At 63.7% G+C, this 19,811-nt stretch carries 17 protein-coding genes; 7 read left to right on the top strand and 10 right to left on the bottom strand.

The annotated features are described in order from the left end of the window. The first annotated feature begins 123 nt into the window (after positions 1-123). On the top strand, positions 124-1,032 hold the full coding sequence (locus ONG87_RS19985) for an SdiA-regulated domain-containing protein (RefSeq protein WP_122479859.1): 909 nt from the start codon (positions 124-126) through the stop codon (positions 1,030-1,032). A gap of 6 nt (positions 1,033-1,038) precedes the next feature. On the opposite strand, the gene tcyN is transcribed toward ONG87_RS19985, so the two are convergent. From tcyN to tcyJ, 3 genes are read right to left on the bottom strand one after another with little or no spacing between them, the layout of a single operon-like run. Further along, complete coding sequence (gene tcyN / locus ONG87_RS19980) at positions 1,039-1,788, bottom strand: L-cystine ABC transporter ATP-binding protein TcyN (RefSeq protein ID WP_122479858.1); 750 nt, start codon at positions 1,786-1,788, stop codon at positions 1,039-1,041. 4 nt (positions 1,789-1,792) lie between these two features. Then, positions 1,793-2,458: a cystine ABC transporter permease gene (gene tcyL, locus ONG87_RS19975; protein WP_122480127.1), complete on the bottom strand. Its 666-nt coding sequence runs from the start codon at positions 2,456-2,458 to the stop codon at positions 1,793-1,795. Then, the gene (tcyJ, locus tag ONG87_RS19970; protein ID WP_122479857.1) at positions 2,458-3,249 is read right to left on the bottom strand and encodes a cystine ABC transporter substrate-binding protein; all 792 of its coding nucleotides are present in this window, start codon (positions 3,247-3,249) and stop codon (positions 2,458-2,460) included. Before tcyJ ends, tcyL begins: the two co-directional genes overlap by 1 nt. Positions 3,250-3,523: 274 nt before the next feature. Here tcyJ and epsC point away from each other — a divergent pair, with 274 nt between their 5' ends. Both epsC and betT read left to right on the top strand, forming a co-directional pair. Then, complete coding sequence (gene epsC, locus ONG87_RS19965; protein ID WP_185794723.1) at positions 3,524-4,462, top strand: serine O-acetyltransferase EpsC; 939 nt, start codon at positions 3,524-3,526, stop codon at positions 4,460-4,462. Between the two features lie 235 nt (positions 4,463-4,697). Then, positions 4,698-6,659 (top strand): choline transporter BetT, encoded by a 1,962-nt coding sequence (gene betT, locus ONG87_RS19960; protein ID WP_264382883.1) that lies wholly within the window; start codon positions 4,698-4,700, stop codon positions 6,657-6,659. 103 nt (positions 6,660-6,762) lie between these two features. Here betT and ONG87_RS19955 read toward each other — a convergent pair whose 3' ends face one another. The 3 genes from ONG87_RS19955 to ONG87_RS19945 all read right to left on the bottom strand — a co-directional run bounded on the left by ONG87_RS19955 (position 6,763) and on the right by ONG87_RS19945 (position 9,406). Next, complete coding sequence (locus tag ONG87_RS19955; RefSeq protein WP_122479854.1) at positions 6,763-7,080, bottom strand: DUF2388 domain-containing protein; 318 nt, start codon at positions 7,078-7,080, stop codon at positions 6,763-6,765. Positions 7,081-7,202: 122 nt separating this feature from the next. Further along, positions 7,203-8,993 (bottom strand): GspE/PulE family protein, encoded by a 1,791-nt coding sequence (locus tag ONG87_RS19950; protein WP_264381911.1) that lies wholly within the window; start codon positions 8,991-8,993, stop codon positions 7,203-7,205. Between the two features lie 101 nt (positions 8,994-9,094). Continuing rightward, positions 9,095-9,406 (bottom strand): hypothetical protein, encoded by a 312-nt coding sequence (locus ONG87_RS19945; protein WP_122480126.1) that lies wholly within the window; start codon positions 9,404-9,406, stop codon positions 9,095-9,097. 142 nt (positions 9,407-9,548) lie between these two features. Here ONG87_RS19945 and ONG87_RS19940 point away from each other — a divergent pair, with 142 nt between their 5' ends. Continuing rightward, positions 9,549-10,019 carry an Lrp/AsnC family transcriptional regulator gene (locus ONG87_RS19940; protein ID WP_122796211.1) on the top strand — a complete coding sequence of 157 codons (471 nt, stop codon included), beginning with the start codon at positions 9,549-9,551 and terminating at the stop codon, positions 10,017-10,019. Between the two features lie 87 nt (positions 10,020-10,106). Here ONG87_RS19940 and ONG87_RS19935 read toward each other — a convergent pair whose 3' ends face one another. Further along, complete coding sequence (locus ONG87_RS19935) at positions 10,107-11,474, bottom strand: inorganic triphosphatase (RefSeq protein WP_185794726.1); 1,368 nt, start codon at positions 11,472-11,474, stop codon at positions 10,107-10,109. 139 nt (positions 11,475-11,613) lie between these two features. Between ONG87_RS19935 and argE the strand changes: the two genes are divergently transcribed. Both argE and argA read left to right on the top strand, forming a co-directional pair. Then, entirely contained in the window at positions 11,614-12,768 is a 1,155-nt protein-coding gene (gene argE / locus ONG87_RS19930) for an acetylornithine deacetylase (protein ID WP_264381910.1), read from the top strand. Between the two features lie 134 nt (positions 12,769-12,902). Further along, positions 12,903-14,201, top strand: coding sequence for an amino-acid N-acetyltransferase (gene argA / locus ONG87_RS19925; RefSeq protein ID WP_192137864.1), 1,299 nt, complete (start codon positions 12,903-12,905; stop codon positions 14,199-14,201). Between the two features lie 132 nt (positions 14,202-14,333). Here argA and gshA read toward each other — a convergent pair whose 3' ends face one another. The 3 genes from gshA to ONG87_RS19910 form a co-directional block, all read right to left on the bottom strand. Next, positions 14,334-15,917, bottom strand: a complete 1,584-nt coding sequence (gene gshA, locus ONG87_RS19920) for a glutamate--cysteine ligase (RefSeq protein WP_122479848.1) — start codon at positions 15,915-15,917, stop codon at positions 14,334-14,336. Between the two features lie 177 nt (positions 15,918-16,094). Next, positions 16,095-16,478 (bottom strand): PaaI family thioesterase, encoded by a 384-nt coding sequence (locus ONG87_RS19915; RefSeq protein ID WP_122479847.1) that lies wholly within the window; start codon positions 16,476-16,478, stop codon positions 16,095-16,097. After that, positions 16,478-18,799 (bottom strand): Tex family protein, encoded by a 2,322-nt coding sequence (locus ONG87_RS19910; RefSeq protein WP_192103176.1) that lies wholly within the window; start codon positions 18,797-18,799, stop codon positions 16,478-16,480. The genes ONG87_RS19915 and ONG87_RS19910 overlap by 1 nt, the downstream gene beginning before the upstream one ends. Positions 18,800-19,016: 217 nt before the next feature. On the opposite strand from ONG87_RS19910, the gene ompR reads away from it, so the two are divergent. Next, positions 19,017-19,757 (top strand): two-component system response regulator OmpR, encoded by a 741-nt coding sequence (gene ompR, locus ONG87_RS19905; RefSeq protein ID WP_122479845.1) that lies wholly within the window; start codon positions 19,017-19,019, stop codon positions 19,755-19,757. Positions 19,758-19,811 lie beyond the last annotated feature (54 nt).

The raw sequence follows: 19,811 nt of genomic DNA, 5'->3' as shown, positions 1-19,811 counted from the left end.
ATAGCAGCGTCTTCTGGCGCTGCAATTGCTTCGACGTTTCCTACAAATCAATCCGTAGAAACTTAAGCCTGGCTTCATCATTTAATGGTTTGATGCGCACACTTCACTTCAGAGCCCGACGCGATGCGTTTCTTCGTTCGACCCATTCACCTGCTGCTGATCGCGGCACTGCTTGCACTGATCTGCGCCTTCGCCGCACTGCATCACTTTCGCTGGATCGAACGGGCCAGTTTCAACGTCGAGCGCTGGCTCGGAGGCCCGCTGCCAGGCGCAATCAACCTGGACAGCTATCAGGTGGATATCGAGGCGCAGGTGGTCGAAGGCCTGGACGACGACATCTCGGCACTGACCTTCGATCCATCGCGCAAGACCCTGTTCACCGTTACCAACCAACGTTCCGAGCTGATCGAGCTGTCGCTGCAGGGCACCATCCTGCGACGTATCGCGCTGGTCGGGTTCGGCGACCCGGAGGCAGTCGAGTACATCAGCCCTGGCGTCTACGTGATCACCGACGAGCGCCAGCAGCGCCTGATCAAGGTCAACGTCACCGACGATACGCAGATCATCGACGCCCAGCAGGCCGAGCAGTTGAGCCTCAACTTCGGTGGCCGCAGCAACAAGGGTTTCGAGGGGTTGGCCTACGACTCGACCGGCAAGCGCCTGTTCGTGGCGCGCGAGCGCGATCCCATGCTGATCTACGAAGTGCAGGGCTTTCCGCGCGGGGTCAGCGACAAGCCGCTGGACGTGCAGGTGACCCAGGACCGCCGGCGCGATGCCGGCCTGTTCGTGCGCGACCTTTCCAGCCTGCAATACGACGAGCGCAGCGGCCACCTGCTGGCCCTGTCGGACGAATCGCTGTTGGTGCTGGAACTGGACGTGCAGGGCCGGCCCCTGAGCACCATGTCGCTGCGCAAGGGCCGCCAAGGCTTGAGCAAGAGCGTGCCGCAACCCGAAGGCATCGCCATGGACGACGATGGCAACCTGTACATGGTCAGCGAACCCAACCTGTTCTACGTGTTCCGCAAGCGCTGAACGGCGCTAGCCCTCGGGGTGCAGGAACTTGTCGAGAAACTGCCGGGTCCGTGCCTGCTGCGGGTTGGCGAACAACTCGCGGGCCGGTCCCTGTTCCACGATCACCCCCTGGTCGAAGAACACCACGCGATTGGCCACGTCGCGGGCGAACTGCATCTCGTGGGTGACGATGACCATGGTGCGCTTTTCCTGCGCCAGGCCCCGAATCGTTGCCAGCACTTCGCCGACCAGCTCCGGGTCCAGCGCCGAGGTCGGCTCGTCGAAGAGGATGACCTGCGGCTGCATGGCCAGCGCCCGGGCAATCGCCACGCGCTGCTGCTGACCGCCCGAGAGCCGCCTGGGGTAGGCCTCTTCCTTGCCGGCCAGGCCAACCTTGGCCAACAGCTCGCGGCCCAGTTCGGTCGCTTCGGCCTTGGCCATCTTCTTTACCACCAGCGGCCCTTCGATGACGTTCGCCAACGCCGTGCGATGGGGAAACAGGTTGAAGTTCTGGAAGACGAAACCCACCTGCTGGCGCAACTCGCGAATCAGGCCTTGCTGCTGCGCCACGCGGGCTCCGTCGATTTCGATGTCGCCCACACGGATCTGGCCACTGGTAGGTGTTTCCAGCAGGTTCAGGCAGCGCAGGAAGGTCGTCTTGCCCGAGCCGCTGGGGCCGATGATCGCCACCACCTCACCGGCGGCGATCTCCAGGTCGATGCCCTTGAGCACGCTGTGGCCATTGAACTGTTTGGTCAGGCCCTTTACCACGATCATTGCTTCATGCCTCTTGGTCGTGGCGGTTGACCCGCCGTTCCAGATGATTCTGCAGGTGCGCCAGAACGCTTGCCAACAGCCAGTAGATCAATGCGGCCGCCAGGTACATGGTGAAGATCTCGAACGTACGGGCGGTGATCAACTGCGCCTGGCGGAACAGCTCCGGTACCTGAATGGTCGCTGCCAGTGCCGTGTCCTTGACCAGTGAAATGAAACTGTTGCCCAGTGGCGGCAGGGCGGTGCGCATGGCCTGCGGCAGGATGGCCCGGCGCAAGGTCTGCGCGCGGGTCATGCCGATGCTGGCAGCTGCCTCCCACTGACCGCGCTCGATGGACGCGATCGCCGCCCGCAGGATTTCACAGGCATAGGCGGCCATGTTCAGCGAAAAGCCGATGAGTGCAGCGGGCAACGGGTCCAGTTCGATACCGATCTGCGGCAGGCCGTAGTAGATGACGAACAGCTGGACCAGCAACGGCGTGCCGCGGAAGAACGACACGTAGACCCTGGCCGGCCAGCTCAGCAGGCGGCTTCGGGACAACCGCATCAACGCCAGGCCGAACCCCAGCAGCAGGCCGAAGAACATTCCGCCCAGGCTGAGGAAGACCGTGTAGTAGGCACCCTTGAGCAGAAAGGGTGCCGAATCGAGCATCAGCTGCAGGCTGCTCTCGATCATTGCGTGACGTCAGCGCTGAACCATTGCTTGGACAGCTTGGCCAGGGTGCCGTCGGCGCGCAGTTTGTCGAGAGCGTCGTCGAGTGCCTTGAGCAGTTCCGGCTCGCCCTTGCGCACGGCGATCCCGGCTTCCTGACGCGAGAACGCATCGCCTGCCAGGGCGAGGGTTTCGTTGGTCTTGTTGATCAGGTCGAATGCGGCCAGGCGGTCCACCAGAATCGCATCGATACGGCCGACGCGCAGGTCCTGGTACTTGGTCGGATCATCGTCGTAGGTTTTCACCACGGCGCTAGGCACGTTGTCCTTGAGCCACTGCTCGTAGTTGGTGCCCAGGCCCATGCCGACTTTCTTGCCGGCCAGGTCGGAGGCCTGCTTGATGCTGTCGGCATTCTTCTTCGCGACCACGGCCTGGATACCGGACACGGTGTAGGGCTTGGAGAAGTCGTACTTCTTCTTGCGCTCATCGGAGATGGTCACCTGATTGACCACGACGTCGAGCCGCTTGGACTCCAGCGCTGCGAGAATACCGGCCCATGGGGTGGGCTGCAGCTTGACCTTGACGCCCAGTTCCTTGGCCAGGGCCTCGGAGAGTTGCACTTCGAAGCCGGTCAGCTTGCCGTTTTCGTCCACGAAGCTGAACGGCGGGTAGGTACCCTCCAGGCCGATGTTGATGACACCGGCGTCCTTGATTTTCTGCAACTGTTCGCCAGCCATTGCCTGGCCCAGCAGCGAACTGCCCAGAACCAGGCCGGCGATCAGCAGGTGTTTGCGCAATGCGGGAAACTTCATGGCGGATCCTTGAAATGAGGGAGGGTTTCGCAGCGTCGGCGGCCACCTGTGCGGTTACCGGTCGTCGAGGCGAAGGCGCAATGGGAAAACAGGACTATAGGCACCGCCACGCTGGCCCACAAGCCCCCTCGGCGCCCACGGAACGTATGACCGCGGCTTATGTTCAGATGCTCCACGACACGTCCAAAGCGTTCTTTTTACCGCCTGGATTTTTCCCGTATGGTGGGCGCCAATCGGCGGCCATCGCTGTTTCCACACAAGGCAGGGTATAACCGTGAACGACATTCCTCAGGCACGCAGAGGCCATTGGCAGTTGCAGTCCATCGTAGGCCAGTTGCATGAGGCGCGCTCCGATTGGCGCCGGCAGAACGGACGCAGTTGCGGCATGCAGGGCGGCCGCGAGCTGCCGTCGCGCGAGGCCATGGCCAAAGTACTCGAGCAGTTGTGCGGCGCGTTGTTCCCAATGCGCCTGGGGCCGGTGGACCTGCGCGAAGAAAGCGAAGACTTCTATGTAGGCCATACCCTGGACGCCGCGCTCAACGAACTCTTGACCCAGGCCCGCCTGGAACTGCGCTACGCCGCGCGCAATGGCGACTGCGACTTGCCCGCCGTCGACGCCAGGGCCCTGGAACTGATCCAGGATTTCGCTGCGGCGCTGCCCGGCCTGCGGCGCCTGCTCGACACCGACGTGCTGGCCGCCTATCACGGCGATCCCGCGGCGCGCAGTGTCGATGAGGTATTGCTGTGCTATCCCGGCGTGCTCGCGGTGATCCATCATCGCCTCGCTCACCACCTGTATCTCGCCGGCCTGCCGTTGCTGGCGCGCATCAGCTCGGAACTGGCGCATTCGGCGACCGGCATCGATATCCACCCCGGCGCGCGGATCGGCCCAAGCTTCTTCATCGACCACGGCACGGGCGTGGTGATCGGCGAAACCGCCGTCATCGGCGAGCGGGTGCGTATCTACCAGCAGGTCACCCTGGGCGCCAAGCGCTTTCCGGCGGACGAGTCCGGGCAGCTGCAGAAGGGGCATCCGCGCCACCCGATCGTCGAGGACGATGTGGTCATCTACGCCGGCGCGACCATCCTGGGTCGCATCACCATCGGCCAGGGCTCGACCATCGGCGGCAACGTCTGGCTCACGCGCACTGTGCCGGCCGGCAGCAACCTCACCCAGGCCAACCTGGTGCACGACGACGGCAGTCAGAAATAGGGCTTGGCAGGACGCCGCGAACGGCCTGCCAGGCAGGACCGTTCGGCCCATCAATTGGCCATCTACCCATCAGTCGTGTTTTAATTGAACGCTCGTTCAATAAAACCATGGATCGCGATTCGCGTTCAACAGGAGGCCATCCCTTGCTGAAAACGCCCAGTTTCTTCCATTTACGAACGTGTGGAGTGCACCGCGCATGAGTGCATCTTCATCAGCGCCAAGCGGCAACGTGCGCATGAACCCTCCGGTGTTCTACTTCGCCGCCAGTTTCATCCTGATTTTCGGCATCGTCGTCATCTCCTTTCCACAGGCAGCTGGCCAGTGGCTGATGGCGGCGCAAAGCTGGGCCGCCAACACGGTCGGTTGGTACTACATGCTGGCCATGACCCTGTACCTGGTGTTCGTCGTGGTCACGGCGCTGTCGGGTTACGGCAAGATCAAGCTGGGGGCCGATCATGACGAGCCCGAGTTCAGCTACCTGTCCTGGGCCGGCATGTTGTTTGCCGCCGGCATCAGCATCACGCTGTTCTTCTTCTGCGTTTCCGAACCGCTGACCCATATGCTGCAACCGCCGCAGGGCGAGGCGGGCACCCAGGAAGCCGCGCGCCAGGCCATGCAGTTGCTGTTCCTGCACTGGGGCCTGCACGGTTGGGGCGTGTTCGCCTTCGTCGGCATGGCTCTGGCCTATTTCGCCTATCGCCACAACCTGCCGCTGGCGCTGCGTTCGGCGCTCTACCCATTGATCGGCAAACGCATCAACGGGCCGATCGGCTACGCCGTGGACGGCTTCGGCATCATCGCCACCATCTTCGGCCTGGGGGCCGACATGGGGTTCGGCGTGCTGCACCTCAATTCCGGCCTGGACTACCTGTTCGGGGTGGCCCACACCCAGTGGGTGCAGGTGATCCTGATCACCCTGATGATGGGTGCAGCGATTCTGGTGGCGGTCTCCGGCGTCGACAAGGGCGTGCGGGTGATGTCCGACATCAACATGCTGCTGGCCTGTGCGCTGTTGCTCTTCGTGCTGTTCGCCGGGCCGACCCAGCACTTGCTCAGCACCCTGGTGCAGAACGTTGGCGATTATCTGGGTGCACTGCCCAGCAAGAGCTTCGACGTCTACGCCTACGACAAACCCAGCGACTGGCTGGGTAACTGGACGGTGTTCTACTGGGCCTGGTGGATTGCCTGGTCGCCTTTCGTGGGGCTGTTCATTGCGCGCATCTCGCGCGGACGCACCATTCGCGAGTTCGTCTTCGGCGTGCTGCTGATTCCGCTGGGCTTCACCCTGGCCTGGATGTCGATCTTCGGCAACAGCGCCATCGACCAGGTGATCAACCACGGCATGGCTGCCATCGGCCAGTCGGCCATCGACGACCCGTCGATGACCCTCTACCTGCTGCTCGAAACCTACCCATGGGCGAGGACGGTGATTGCCGTTACGGTGTTCATCAGTTTCGTGTTCTTCGTCACCTCGGCCGACTCGGGCACCGTCGTGCTCTCCACCCTGTCGGCACGTGGCGGCAACCCTGACGAAGATGGACCGAAATGGCTGCGGGTGTTCTGGGGCGCAATGACCGCGCTGGTCACCAGTGGCCTGCTGTTCGCCGGCAGCATCGACTCGCTGAAATCGGCGGTGGTGCTGACCTCGCTGCCGTTCTCGATCATTCTGCTGGCAATGATGTGGGGACTGCACAAGGCGTTCCACATGGAAAGCCAGCGCAAGATCGCCCAGCTGTATTCGCTGGCCCCGGTTGCCAGCTCGCGCCCAGGGCGTGGCGGCTGGCGGCAGCGATTGAGTCAGGCCGTGAGCTTCCCCTCGCGTGACGAGGTGTACCGGTTCATGGACACCCATGTACGGCCAGCCGTGGCCGAAGTGACCGCATCGTTCGCCGAGAAGGGCCTGGATGCCGTTGCGCAAGAGGACACGACTCACGACAACGTGATCTTCGAGATCGGTCATGGTGAAGAGCGGCCGTTCATCTATCAGGTGCAGATGCGCGGTTACTTCACGCCATCCTTCGCCCGTGGCGGCATGGGCAATCAGGAACTGAAGAACCGGCGCTACTACCGTGCCGAGGTGCATCTGGCCGAAGGCAGCCAGGACTACGACCTGGTCGGCTACAGCAAGGAGCAGATCATCAACGACATCCTCGACCAGTACGAACGGCACATGCAGTTCCTGCATCTGGTGCGCTGACAGGGGCAAGGGGCCCACGGCCCCTCGCTCGCGCCCGTGCAAATAACCTGCACACAAAAAAACCCTCGCACCTGGGTGCGAGGGTTTTTTCATGGCTGCGCTGTCAGTTGTCGGCGACAGCGTTCCGGGCCAGGATGGCGTTGGCCAGATCCATGTCGGAAGCCTGCAGGCCAGGGTTCTCGGCGCGTACCTTGTGGATCGCGGCTTCCAGGTACGGGCCACGGATACCGCCTTCGCTGGCCACGAAGCTGCCGGCATCGTCCTGGGCGGCGATGATCAACTTGTGATCCTTGAAGGTCAGGTAGGAGGAGCCGGTCGTGGCGCCGGAAGAGAGCACGTTGCGCCAGAAGGGGTCGGCCATGGCCGAGCTTACGGGCAGGGACAGCAACGCGAGGGTAGCAACGGCGGTTTTGAGGCGCATGATCGAGACTCCACAGTGTGATCCGGTACGAATGTAATCCGGGGCAGTTGTCGTTCGCATGTTGGATACGGCCAACCACGTCCAAGTTCCCCAAGGCCAACGGCTTGCCTGCCGCAGTGGCGTTACAGCGACTCGATGCGCGGGGTGACGCGCAGCACCTCCTCGAGCGTGGTCAGGCCGGCGGCGATCTGCCGTGCGCCACTCAGGCGCAGGCTGCGCATGCCCTCCCGGCAGGCCTGGCGCCGCAGCTCGGCGAGGTCGGTGTGGGCGTCGATGCAGGCCTTCACGCCGTCGCTTATCAGCAGCACTTCATAGACCCCGGCACGTCCGCAGTAACCGGTGTCGCGGCAGCGCGGACAGCCGACGGCCCGCCGCGCACCCTCGGGCACGGCCATGCGCCAAGGCTCGATGAGCGCCTGCCAGCTCTTCGGGTCGATGCGCACCGGCGCCTTGCAGTCTTCGCACAGCGTACGTACCAGGCGCTGCGCCATGACGCCCAGCACTGTGGCTTTGATCAGGTAGTGCGCGACACCCAGTTCCAGCAGGCGAGTGATCGCGCCCACGGCATCGTTGGTGTGCAGGGTCGATACCACCAGGTGGCCGGTGAGGGCCGCCTGGATCGCCATCTCGGCCGTCTCCAGGTCGCGGATCTCACCGATCATGATGATGTCCGGATCCTGCCGCATCAGTGCACGCAGGCCACTGGCAAAGTCCAGGTCGATGTTGTGCTGCACCTGCAGCTGGTTGAAGGCCGGTTCGACCATCTCGATCGGATCTTCGATGGTGCACAGGTTGATCTGCGGGGTCGCCAACTGCTTGAGGGTGGTGTACAGCGTGGTGGTCTTGCCCGAACCCGTGGGTCCGGTCACCAGCACGATGCCGTGAGCCTGGGAGGTCATCTGCTGCCAGCGCCGCAGGTCTTCGGCCACCAGGCCCAGCTGAGCGAAATCCTTGAGCAACACCTGAGGGTCGAAGATGCGCATCACCAGCTTTTCGCCGAAGGCGGTCGGCAGGGTGGACAGGCGCAGTTCGATTTCCTGGCCCTGCGGCAGGCGGGTCTTGATCCGGCCATCCTGAGGCTTGCGCTTCTCGGCGACGTTCATGCGCCCCAGGCTTTTCAGGCGGCTGACGATAGCCAGGGTGACCTGCTCGGGGAACCGGTACACGCAATGCAGCAAGCCATCGATGCGAAAGCGCAGCGCACCGAAGTCGCGCCGCGGCTCGATATGAATGTCACTGGCGCGCTGCTCGAACGCGTATTGGAACAGCCAGTCGACGATATTGATGACGTGCTGGTCGCTGGCAGCGGGCGCCGTGGCCATGTCGCCCAGTTGCAGCAGCTGCTCCAGATTGCCTGCGGCGCCGGGCTGGCCCTGGACCCTGGCGCCGCTGACCGAGCGCGCCAGCTGAAAGAATTGTTCGGTGAAACGCTGGATGTCTGCGGGGTTGGCGACCACGCGCTTGATCGATCGTTTGAGTGCGTGGGCCAGGTCGGCTTCCCACTGGCGCTGCCAGGGCTGCGCGCTGGCGATGGTAACGCTGTGTTCGTCCACGGCCACGGCGAGAATGTTGTGGCGCATGGCGAAGGCCTGGGGCATCAAGGCGACCACGGTGGCAACGTCGATGCACAGCGGGTCGATGCGCAGGTAGGGTTGCCCGGCGTGGTCCGCCAGCCACCGGCTCAAGACCTCGAGCGTCAGCAAGTGCCCGGGTTGGCGCGGGTCGGGCAATCGGCAGTCGGCGAGCCGTTGCAGGGGGTGGGCTGGGTGCGCGCATTCCTGTTTCAAGTCGTCGCACAGTGCCTGGGCGACGTCCGCTGCGATGAGGCCTTCGACGAGCAGGGCGTCGATCAGATCATCGAGGTTCAGGCTGCCGTCGTGGCAATGTCGGCGGGGAGTGGCGACGAGCGTCATGCGGAGGCCTCCTTGGCGGTGCGCGATCTGTCGTGCTACCCAGCCTAGCGCCCGTGCCGGAAGTCGCCGTCATGGCAACCGTTGCCGCATTTGTCGGCCGCTCAAGCGTACGACTGTACCTGGGCCGGGTGCTGGGCATCGACCAGTTGCACATCGAACACGCTGATCAGGTTGCGCATCTTTTCCGCGATCACCTGTGCGCGGTGCCAGGTCAACTCGCCCACCTGCACCTGGATCTGCAGGCTGTCCGCTACCTGGGATGCAGCGAGCTGCCGGGGGATCAGGTACTGCATGGCAAACAGATTGAGCACCCGGCACAGCACGTCGGCCTCGATCTCGGCACTCAGGCTGAACTGCACAGTGGTGGTCAGGTTGCCTGCGGCCCAGACATCGGGGCGCGGCGAGGTCAGCAGTTCAAAGGCGGACATGGGTAATCTCCGTGGTCGATGGGAGAAAGTCTCCCACGCTGGAACGGGTATTTCTTGCCTGACTTGGCGTGGTATTGAGCTATCTTGAATTGTGCAATTCCATAAACAGCAAGGCAGAGGCATTTCTATGCAAAGTTCTTTGGATGCTTATGACCGGCGCATCCTCGCATTGCTGCAAGAGGACGCCACGCTTTCCAGCGCGCAGATCGCCGAGCAGGTGGGTTTGTCGCAGTCACCCTGCTGGCGGCGCATCCAGCGGCTCAAGGAAGAGGGCGTGATCAGGGCGCAGGTGACGCTGCTGGACCGCAAGAAGATCGGCCTCAACACGCAGATATTCGCCGAAGTGAAACTCAACGCCCACGGTCGCTCGAACTTCACCGAGTTCACCGAAGCGATACGCGGCTTTCCGGAAGTGCTGGAGTGCTATGTGTTGATGGGCAATGTCGATTTCCTGCTGCGCATCGTCACGCCGGACATCGAAGCATACGAGCGTTTCTTCTTCGAGAAACTGTCGATGGTGCCGGGCATTCAAGAGGTGAATTCGACGGTGGCGCTGTCCGAAATCAAGTCCACCACCAGTTTGCCGGTGAATCGGTGAGGCGCGATGTCAGCCGCTCCTACAGGTTCACAACACCCTGTAGGAGCGGCTGGCAGCCGCGAAGAGGTCGGAAAAACCCCGCAAAGCTTACTTGCGCAGCAGCAGTTTCCAGGCGCGGTTCTGGCTCACGGCAATGGCCTGCTGCATCCGCGCGTCCAGCACTTCATCGCTGATATCCAGGCTGGCCAAGGCATGCAGCTTGTTCAGTTCGCCGAACAGGCGGTCGACTTCCGGCACGTCCAGCACACCGCGGGCCAGGTGCAGCCAGCTCTGGATGCGTTCGATGCGTGGCAACTGCTCGGCCAGGTCCTCGGGTTGCTGCTGGTAGCGCGGCAGTTGCAGCGCTGCGCCTTCTTCGGCCAGCAGGTGGCCCAGCCAGCTTTGCAGCTGGGCGGCGCCCTGGCGGTTGCCGCGGTTGTTGCGCTCGACCGTCCACAGGCGGCCCAGCAGCCAGCGCGAAGTGTTCAGCGAGAACTGGCCCCAGCGCACGTCCAGCAGCTCTTCGGCGAACTGCTCGGGCGCGGCCTTGCGCACGTCCTCGTCCTCCTGCCCGGCCTGCACCAGCGGGCGCCAGTCTTCGAGCAGCGCATCGAGGGAGGTGCGCAGCTCGTTGCTGCTGGTGCGTGGAGCGGCCTGGCCGAGACTGCCAACCAGTCCGCGCAGTTCGACGAGTTGTTGTACCCAGTCCTGCAGCAGGCGCCAGTGGCCGTTGAAACGGTACTGCTCGGCCAGGCGCTGGCTGTTCGCCAACAGGTGCCAGGCCAAGGCGGTGAAGGCGTCGTCGAGCGAGGTTTCAGCGTTCAGTTCCGGCGCCGGCAGGCTCAGGGCGTAGCTGTCCGGATCGCTGAGGCGATAGCCGCGCTCGGCCTTGCTGATGTCACAAGGCATCAGCGCCAGTTTCTCGGCCAGTTCGGCGGCCAGCTCGAGCAATGCCGATGGCTCACCTTCACGCAGCTCCAGCTCCAGTTCGCAGATCTCTTCGGACTGCTTGCCGACGATGACCTTGCCCAGGTCCAGGGCGGCTTCGATCACCACCCGGGCCTTGCCGCGGCCCCAGGCGATCTCTGCCCGCTCGCGCACGAAATCGGTGGTGAACACCGGCTTGATGGTCTTCTTGTCCAGTTCGGCCAGTTGCTCGGGCCAGCATTCGCCGTCGAGTTTCTTCAGGTCGAGCTTGGCCTTGGGCAGGGTCCAGTCGTACTCGTTGCGCTGCGACAGCCCGGCCACGCTGCTGCCTCGGGTCTTGAGGGTCTGGATGACTTCTTCGCCATCGCGACGCAGGCGCAGGGCAACCTTGGCCGCCGCCAGTTCGCGCGCAGGCGTGTCGAAGTACTGGTTGAACAGCTCTCGGCGCTCCCAGCCACTTTTGTTGCGCTTCTTCAGCAAAGGGTGCTCACGCAAGGCAGCGAGCGTTTCGCGGCTGACGCGCAGTTTGATTTCGGTTTCTTTGTGCATGAGGGGGCAATCCAAGCGCTGGCGGACAACAACGCGCTGATGACTAGATAAGGCCGTGCAGTGTACAGCAGTCGCGCCACGGCGGTTTATTCTTGGCGCCCGATGGCTCTATGATGGGGCTCGCCCCGGGAGGTTCGCCATGCCATTGCCGTCCATGCAGGAACAGTTCGCCGCCCTCATCGCGGCGCCTTCGGTGAGTTGCACCCAGCCCAGCCTGGACCAGTCCAACCGCCAGGTGATCGATCTGCTGGCCGGCTGGCTGTCCGATCTGGATTTTGCCTGCGATATCCAGCAGGTCGAGCCCGGCAAGTTCAACCTGATCGCCACGTTCGGCAGCGGCCCCGGCGGCCTTGTGCTGGCCGGGCACAGCGACACGGTGCCCTACGACGAGGCGCTGTGGAGCACCGATCCGCTCAAGCTCACCGAAGTCGACGGACGCTGGGTCGGGCTGGGCAGTTGCGACATGAAGGGCTTCTTCGCGCTGGCGATCGAGGCGGTGCGTGGCCTGATCGACCAGCCGTTCAAGCAGCCGCTGATCATCCTCGCCACCTGTGACGAGGAAAGTTCGATGTCCGGCGCCAAGGCGCTGGCCGCGGCCGGTCGCCCGTTGGGCCGTGCTGCGGTCATCGGCGAGCCGACCGGGCTCAGGCCGATCCGCCTGCACAAGGGGGTGATGATGGAGCGCATCGACATCCTCGGTCGCAGTGGCCATTCCTCAGACCCAAGCCTGGGCCACAGCGCCCTGGAAGCGATGCACGGGGCCATCGGCGAGTTGCTGAGCCTGCGCCGGCAGTGGCAGCGCGAGTACAACAACGCGCAGTTCAGTGTGCCCCAGCCGACCTTGAACCTGGGTTGCATCCACGGCGGCGACAACCCCAACCGTATCTGCGGGCAATGCTCGCTGGAGTTCGACCTGCGGCCGTTGCCGGGCATGGACCCGCAGGTCCTGCGTGCCGCGATTCTCGGCAAGCTGGCACCGTTGGCCGAGCTGCACCAGGTGAAGATCGACTACGCCCCGTTGTTCGCCGAGGTCCCCCCCTTCGAGCAGCGTGCCGACGCCGAGCTGGTCCGGGTCGCCGAGCGCCTGACCGGGCACACTGCAGCCGCCGTGGGCTTCGGCACCGAGGCGCCATACCTGCAGAGCATGGGGTGTGAAACCCTGGTGCTGGGTCCGGGCAACATCGCCTGTGCCCACCAGCCCGGCGAATACCTCGAAATGTCACGTTTGCAGCCTACCGTGCGTCTATTGCGTGAACTGATCGGGCATTACTGCCTCGAATCGGTGATCACCTGAATCTGGCCGCGCCCGAGGCCGCCATCCATGCAAGGAGTGCACGCGTGTTGCCTAGCCTGTCACGACGATAACCCTCATACCGCTGTGCGCCGAGTGATGCTTTTCGTCCCACTTTTCTACAGGCTTTTGCTGTCATGCCCGACTACGTGAATTGGCTTCGCCACGCTTCTCCCTACATCAATGCCCACCGTGACTGCACCTTCGTGGTGATGCTTCCCGGCGAAGGCGTTGCCCACCCCAACTTCGGCAATATCGTCCACGACCTGGTGCTGCTGCACAGCATGGGCGTGCGCCTGGTGCTGGTCCACGGGTCGCGCCCGCAGATCGAGAGCCGTCTGGCCGCGCGCGGTCTGAGCCCGCATTACCATCGCAACCTGCGGGTCACCGATGCAGCCACGCTCGAATGCGTGATCGATGCGGTGGGTCACCTGCGGATCGCCATCGAGGCACGCCTGTCCATGGACATGGCGTCCTCACCGATGCAGGGCTCGCGGTTGCGCGTGGCGGGCGGCAACCTGGTCACGGCGCGGCCGATCGGCGTGGTCGAGGGTGTCGATTACCACCATACCGGCGAAGTGCGCCGGGTCGATCGCAAGGGCATCAATCGCCTGCTCGACGAACGCTCGATCGTGCTGCTGTCGCCACTGGGCTATTCGCCCACCGGCGAGATCTTCAACATTGCCTGCGAAGACGTGGCCACGCGGGCTGCCATCGACCTGGAAGCCGACAAGTTGCTGCTGTTCGGCGCCGAGCCGGGCTTGCTCGACGAAACCGGTCATCTGGTGCGCGAGCTGCGTCCGCAGCAGGTACCGGCGCACTTGCTGCGTCTGGGCAACGACTACCAGGGCGAGTTGCTCGATGCCGCCGCCCAGGCGTGCAAGGGTGGCGTCAGCCGCGCGCATATCGTCAGCTACGCCGAAGACGGTGCACTGCTGACCGAGCTGTTCACTCGCAATGGCGGCGGCACCCTGGTGGCGCAAGAGCAGTTCGAACAGGTGCGCGAAGCCAACATCGAAGACGTCGGTGGGTTGCTGGACTTGATCAGCCCGCTGGAAGAGCAGGGCATTCTGGTGCGCCGCTCGCGGGAAGTATTGGAGCGTGAGATCACCCAGTTCAGCGTGGTCGAGCGCGAAGGCATGATCATCGCCTGCGCGGCGTTGTACCCGATCGCCGATTCGCAGACCGGCGAGCTGGCCTGCCTGGCGGTGAATCCGGAATACCGCCACGGCGGGCGTGGCGACGAGCTGCTCGAGCGCATCGAGGAACGGGCGCGCGCGCTCGGACTCAGCACCCTGTTCGTGCTGACCACCCGTACGGCGCACTGGTTTCGCGAGCGTGGCTTCGTGCCCAGCGGCGTCGAACGCCTGCCCTCGGCGCGCGCCTCGCTGTACAACTACCAGCGCAATTCGAAGATCTTCGAAAAAGCGCTGTAGCGGGGCATCCGCTGGATCGGCGGTGCCCCTTTCGCGGCCGATGACCGCTCCTACGTGAGGTCGAGGCCATCCGTAGGAGCGGTCCGTGGCCGCGAAGCAGGCGCCGCGGTCTTTCGAGGATCGACCGCTTGGTCAGTTGCTGATGGCGAGGATGCTTGCCTGATAGGAGCCGACGAACAGATCGAAATCGCCAACTTCTTCGGCTTCCAGCGTCGCCTGGGCTACCAGCGAATCGCGGGCTTGCTGTTCGAAGCGCGCCTGGTCCTGGGGGCTCAATGGCTGTTCGCGGAAGTAGTCGGCGTGAGCCTGGCTCTGGCTGAAGGAAAACTCGGCAAAACTCTGCTTCTGCTCGGCCATCTTTGCCAGTACCTGCGCCGACGGCGTCAGCGACGCATCGCCAACCTTGGCACGCTGCGCCGCCATCGCCTGCACGTGCTCATCGGTACCAGTGCTGCGATCGAGCAGGGCGGCGACGGCGTCGATACGCTCCAGCAGATCATTGGCCCAGTCCTTGAGCTCGACCGCTTCCCCATTGCGCTGCAACTGCAGGCCAGGGCGGCGACCCTCCTTGACCACGTTGAGGAAATTGTCGGTGCACGCCGAGCACTCGGCACTGTCGATCTGCGGGCTGCTTTCCAGCGCGCAGAACAGCAGGAACGCATCGAGAAAACGCGACTCGGGCAGGTCGACGCCGGTGGGCAGGAACGGGTTGATGTCCAGGCAGCGCACTTCGATGTACTGCACGCCGCGCGCCATCAAGGCCTGGATCGGCCGTTCGCCGCTGTAGGTCACTCGTTTCGGACGAATGTTGGAGTAGTACTCGTTTTCGATCTGCAGAATGTTGGTGTTCAACTGCACCCATTCGCCATCCTTGTGCGTACCGACCTGGACGTAAGGTGCGTAGGGCGTGGCAACCGCCTTGCGCAGGCTGTCGGTGTAGCTGGCCAGATCGTTGTAGCACGGCGTCAGGCCCGCCTGGGCATTGCTCTGGTAGCCCAGGTCGCTCATGCGCAGGCTGGTGGCATAGGGCAGGTACAGCGTCTGCGCATCCAGTTGCTCGAGTTGATGGGCACGTCCGCGCAGGAAGCCTGCATCCAGCGCCGGCGAGGCGCCGAACAGGTACATCAGCAACCAGCTGTAGCGGCGGAAATTGCGGATCAGTGCGATATAGGCCGCCGACTGATAATCGCGATCGGTGCCGACGTAACCCTCGGCCTGCTTGAGCACCGGCCACAGCTGCTCGGGCAGGGAAAAATTATAGTGAATGCCGGCGATGCACTGCATGGTGCGGCCATAGCGCAGGGACAGACCCTGGCGATAGACATACTTGAGGCGCCCGATGTTCGAGGTGCCGTAGTAGGCCAGCGGGATGTCTTCCTCGGCTGGCAGCGGGCAGGGCATGGAGGGGCTCCACAGATACTCGCTGCCCAGCTTGCTGTACACGAAGCGGTGGATCTGCTCGAGGCTGTGCAGGGTCTGTGCAGGATCCTGGAGCGCGGGCGTGATGAATTCCAGCAGCGATTCGGAATAGTCCGTAGTGACCTGTTCATTGGTCAGCGCCGCGCCCAACGCCTCGGGGTGTGGCGTCTGTGCCAGGCGACCCTCGTGGTTGACGCGCAGGCACTCGCGCTCTATGCCATGCAGGCACTGCGCGAGCAGGGAAAGGGTGGCAGGCTCGCCGAGCAAAGTCAGGCGGCGGTTGAGAAATTCGCTCAAGTTGGATTCCTTCACGCGTCAGTCGCCCCGATATGGGGGTGGAGCGGACGGTCTGCAAGGGTGAAGACAAAAAGGAACCGGCGTTGTCGCCTGGTTTCGATCGGGCAGGGTGCAGGCCGTGCGGCGTCCGGCACCGCCTGCGCCGTGCCGAAATTACCGCATAACGGCCCCTTCGGGCTAGAGAACCACGAAGGTACCTTGTGCTTTTGCCATCAGTTTTTCGCCCTGGAGCACTTCGGCCTCGACCACCATCGTGCGCCGACCGGCGTGCAATACCTGGGCCTTGCAGATCACCTCACCTTCTGACACCGCGCGAAGGTAATTGATCTTGCATTCGAGCGTGACACTTCGATTATCGAAACCGTGCGCGGTGGAACATGCCAGGCCCATGGCAATGTCGACCAGGCTGAAGATGGCGCCACCGTGCATCACCTGCCCACGATTGCGCAGGTGCGCGGCCAGTGGCAGTGCCACCTCGGCCACGCCGGCGTCCAGGCGCCGCACCTCGCAGCCAAGGTTGCGAAAGTAGGCGCTCTGGGTCAACTCGTCGTCGACCTGCATCAGCGCTTCTTCAGCTGTTTGGCATTGGCGAACAACGACGCCATGGCACCACTGGCCGGTGCGGCGGCAGGTTCCTTGACGCGCGCCGGAGCGGCCTGCTGGCGCCCGGCGGCACCAGGGCGGCTGCCACGTGCGCCGTCGATCTTCTCGCCGGGCGTGTCGCCCATGCGCATCGACAACCCGACGCGTTTGCGCGGAATGTCCACTTCCATCACCTTGACCTTGACCACGTCGCCAGCCTTCACCGCTTCACGCGGGTCCTTGATGAATTTTTCCGACAGTGCCGAGATATGCACCAGGCCGTCCTGGTGGACGCCGATATCGACGAACGCGCCGAAGTTGGTCACGTTGGTGACCACGCCTTCGAGCACCATGCCCAGTTGCAGGTCCTTGAGGTCTTCGACACCGTCCTGGAATTCGGCAGTCTTGAATCCGGGGCGAGGGTCGCGGCCCGGTTTGTCCAACTCCTGCAGGATGTCGGTGACGGTGGGCAGGCCAAAGGTTTCGTCGGTGAATTTTTTCGGATCGAGGCGCTTGAGGAAGCCGCTGTCACCGATCAGCGAGCGAATGTCGCGATCGGTGCCCGCGGCAATGCGCTGCACCAGCAGGTATGCTTCGGGGTGCACGGCCGAGGCGTCCAGCGGGTTGTCGCCGTTCATGACGCGCAGAAAGCCCGCCGCCTGTTCGAAGGTTTTTTCGCCCAGGCGCGAGACTTTCTTCAGCGCCGCACGGGTTCTGAATGCACCATGCTCGTCGCGGTGGGCGACGATGTTCTGCGCCAGTGTGGCGTTGAGCCCGGAGATGCGCGCCAGCAGCGCCACGGACGCGGTGTTGACGTCCACGCCCACGGCGTTCACGCAGTCCTCGACCACGGCATCCAGGCCCCGCGCCAGCTTGAGCTGCGAGACATCGTGCTGGTACTGGCCCACGCCGATGGATTTCGGATCGATCTTGACCAGTTCGGCCAGCGGATCCTGCAGGCGGCGGGCGATGGAGACCGCACCGCGGATAGACACGTCCAGATCGGGAAACTCGCGAGCAGCCAGCTCCGAGGCCGAATACACCGACGCACCGGCTTCGGACACCATGACCTTGGTCATTTTCAGGCCTGGGTATTTCTTGATCAGCTCGGCCGCCAGCTTGTCGGTCTCGCGACTGGCAGTGCCATTGCCGATGGCAATCAGGTCCACGGCATGCTTGGCACACAGCGCGGCGAGCGTGGCGAGGGTCTGGTCCCACTTGTTGTGCGGAACGTGCGGATACACCGTGGCGTGATCGAGCAGCTTGCCGGTGGCATCCACCACCGCCACCTTGCAGCCGGTGCGCAGGCCCGGGTCCAGGCCCAGGGTGGCGCGTGGGCCGGCCGGGGCGGCCAGCAGCAGGTCGTGCAGGTTGTGTGCGAAGACGTTGATGGCCTCGCTTTCGGCGTTCTCGCGCAGCTCGCTCAGCAGGTCGGTTTCCAGGTGCGTGTAGAGCTTGACCTTCCAGGTCCAGCGCACCACTTCGCCGAGCCACTTGTCGGCGGCCCGCTGCTGGTTTTTCACGCCGAAACGCTCGGCGATCATCATCTCGCACGGGTGCAGGGTACCCGGCAGTTCCTCGCCGACCTTCAGCGAAGAACCGAGGATGCCCTCGTTGCGTCCGCGGAAGATCGCCAGGGCGCGGTGCGAAGGCATGCTCTTGAGCGGTTCGTCATGCTCGAAGTAGTCGCGGAACTTGGCGCCTTCCTCTTCCTTGCCGGCCAGTACCCGGGCGCTGAGCACGGCTTCCTGCTTGAGGAAACCGCGCAGCTTGGCCAGCAGCGTGGCGTCTTCGGCGAAACGTTCCATCAGGATGTACTTGGCGCCTTCAAGCGCGGCCTTGGTATCGAGGACGCCCTTGTCGCTGTCGACGAACCGTGCCGCCTCCGCTTCCGGGGTCAGCGCAGGGTCGCCGAACAGGCGATCGGCCAGCTCGCCGAGGCCGGCTTCCAGGGCGATCTGGCCCTTGGTGCGGCGCTTCTGCTTGTACGGCAGGTAAAGGTCTTCCAGGCGGGTCTTGGTGTCGGCCTGGTTGATCTCGCGGGCCAGCTCGGGGGTCAGCTTGCCCTGCTCCTCGATGCTGGCGAGGATGCTTGCCCGGCGCTCGTCGAGTTCGCGCAGATAGCGCAGGCGCTCTTCGAGGTGACGCAGCTGGGTGTCGTCCAGGCTGCCGGTCACTTCCTTGCGGTAACGAGCGATGAAAGGCACGGTCGAACCTTCATCCAGCAGTGCGACGGCCGCTTCGACCTGTTGAGGGCGGACGCCGAGTTCCTCGGCGATGCGGCTGTTTATGCTGATCATGATAACCACCTGAAAAATGTTGGGTACAAGGTGCAATCCCCGCCGAGCCCGGCTGACTAGCCGTGCAGTATACCCAGCGACATCGTCGCGGCGCGAACCCGACGCCTGGACGATCGAGGATTGTGACTGGCGGGCCAGGAAAAATCTGCTAACAATGCACACGGCACGAGCGTTGGCAGCTACGCCATAATGCGCGCCGAGATCAGAGGAGCAACCCATGAGCAGTACCGCACAAGCAGCCGAAGGTGAAAAGATCCTCATCGTTGACGACGATCCGGGACTGAGCAGCCTGCTGGAGCGATTCTTCACCAGCAAAGGCTACCGTGCGCGCGCCGTGCCCAATGTCGAGCAAATGGATCGCCTGCTCGCCCGTGAAGTGTTCCATCTGGTTGTCCTGGACTTGATGCTGCCCGGTGAAGACGGTCTGTCTGCCTGCCGCCGCCTGCGTGCCAGCAACAACCAGGTCCCGATCATCATGTTGACCGCCAAGGGTGACGAACTCAGCCGGATCAAGGGTCTGGAACTGGGCGCGGACGACTACCTGGCCAAGCCCTTCAACCCGGATGAACTGATGGCGCGCGTCAAGGCCGTGCTGCGTCGCCAGTCGGCGCCGGTTCCCGGCGCTCCGGGCAGCGAGGACGAATCGGTTTCCTTCGGCGACTACGAGCTTTCCCTGGCCACCCGCGAACTCAAGCGCGGCGACGAAGTGCACATGCTGACCACCGGTGAGTTCGCCGTGCTCAAGGCCCTGGTGATGAACGCGCGCCAGCCACTGACCCGCGACAAGCTGATGAACCTGGCTCGCGGACGTGAATGGGATGCCCTGGAGCGTTCCATCGACGTGCAGATCTCGCGGCTGCGCCGCATGATCGAGCCCGACCCCTCCAAGCCTCGCTACATTCAAACGGTCTGGGGTGTGGGTTACGTGTTCGTACCCGATGGCAACGCTGCCCGATAGACTGCCGGGGTTTTTGTAGGAGCGATATCCTGAATCACTCGTTGATTCGGGATG

Source organism: Pseudomonas sp. MM227, assembly GCF_947090715.1.
In the GTDB taxonomy this organism is placed as follows: Bacteria; Pseudomonadota; Gammaproteobacteria; order Pseudomonadales; family Pseudomonadaceae; genus Aquipseudomonas; species Aquipseudomonas baltica.
This window is presented reverse-complemented; position numbering and strand designations above follow the sequence as displayed.

Coding starts and splice junctions, on each gene's coding strand:
- ONG87_RS19985 (WP_122479859.1), top strand. CDS start 124: ATGCGTTTCTTCGTTCGACCCATTCACCTGCTGCTGATCGCGGCACTG.
- tcyN (WP_122479858.1), bottom strand. CDS start 1,788: ATGATCGTGGTAAAGGGCCTGACCAAACAGTTCAATGGCCACAGCGTG.
- tcyJ (WP_122479857.1), bottom strand. CDS start 3,249: ATGAAGTTTCCCGCATTGCGCAAACACCTGCTGATCGCCGGCCTGGTT.
- betT (WP_264382883.1), top strand. CDS start 4,698: ATGAACCCTCCGGTGTTCTACTTCGCCGCCAGTTTCATCCTGATTTTC.
- ONG87_RS19955 (WP_122479854.1), bottom strand. CDS start 7,080: ATGCGCCTCAAAACCGCCGTTGCTACCCTCGCGTTGCTGTCCCTGCCC.
- ONG87_RS19950 (WP_264381911.1), bottom strand. CDS start 8,993: ATGACGCTCGTCGCCACTCCCCGCCGACATTGCCACGACGGCAGCCTG.
- ONG87_RS19940 (WP_122796211.1), top strand. CDS start 9,549: ATGCAAAGTTCTTTGGATGCTTATGACCGGCGCATCCTCGCATTGCTG.
- ONG87_RS19935 (WP_185794726.1), bottom strand. CDS start 11,474: ATGCACAAAGAAACCGAAATCAAACTGCGCGTCAGCCGCGAAACGCTC.
- argE (WP_264381910.1), top strand. CDS start 11,614: ATGCCATTGCCGTCCATGCAGGAACAGTTCGCCGCCCTCATCGCGGCG.
- argA (WP_192137864.1), top strand. CDS start 12,903: ATGCCCGACTACGTGAATTGGCTTCGCCACGCTTCTCCCTACATCAAT.
- ONG87_RS19915 (WP_122479847.1), bottom strand. CDS start 16,478: ATGCAGGTCGACGACGAGTTGACCCAGAGCGCCTACTTTCGCAACCTT.
- ONG87_RS19910 (WP_192103176.1), bottom strand. CDS start 18,799: ATGATCAGCATAAACAGCCGCATCGCCGAGGAACTCGGCGTCCGCCCT.
- ompR (WP_122479845.1), top strand. CDS start 19,017: ATGAGCAGTACCGCACAAGCAGCCGAAGGTGAAAAGATCCTCATCGTT.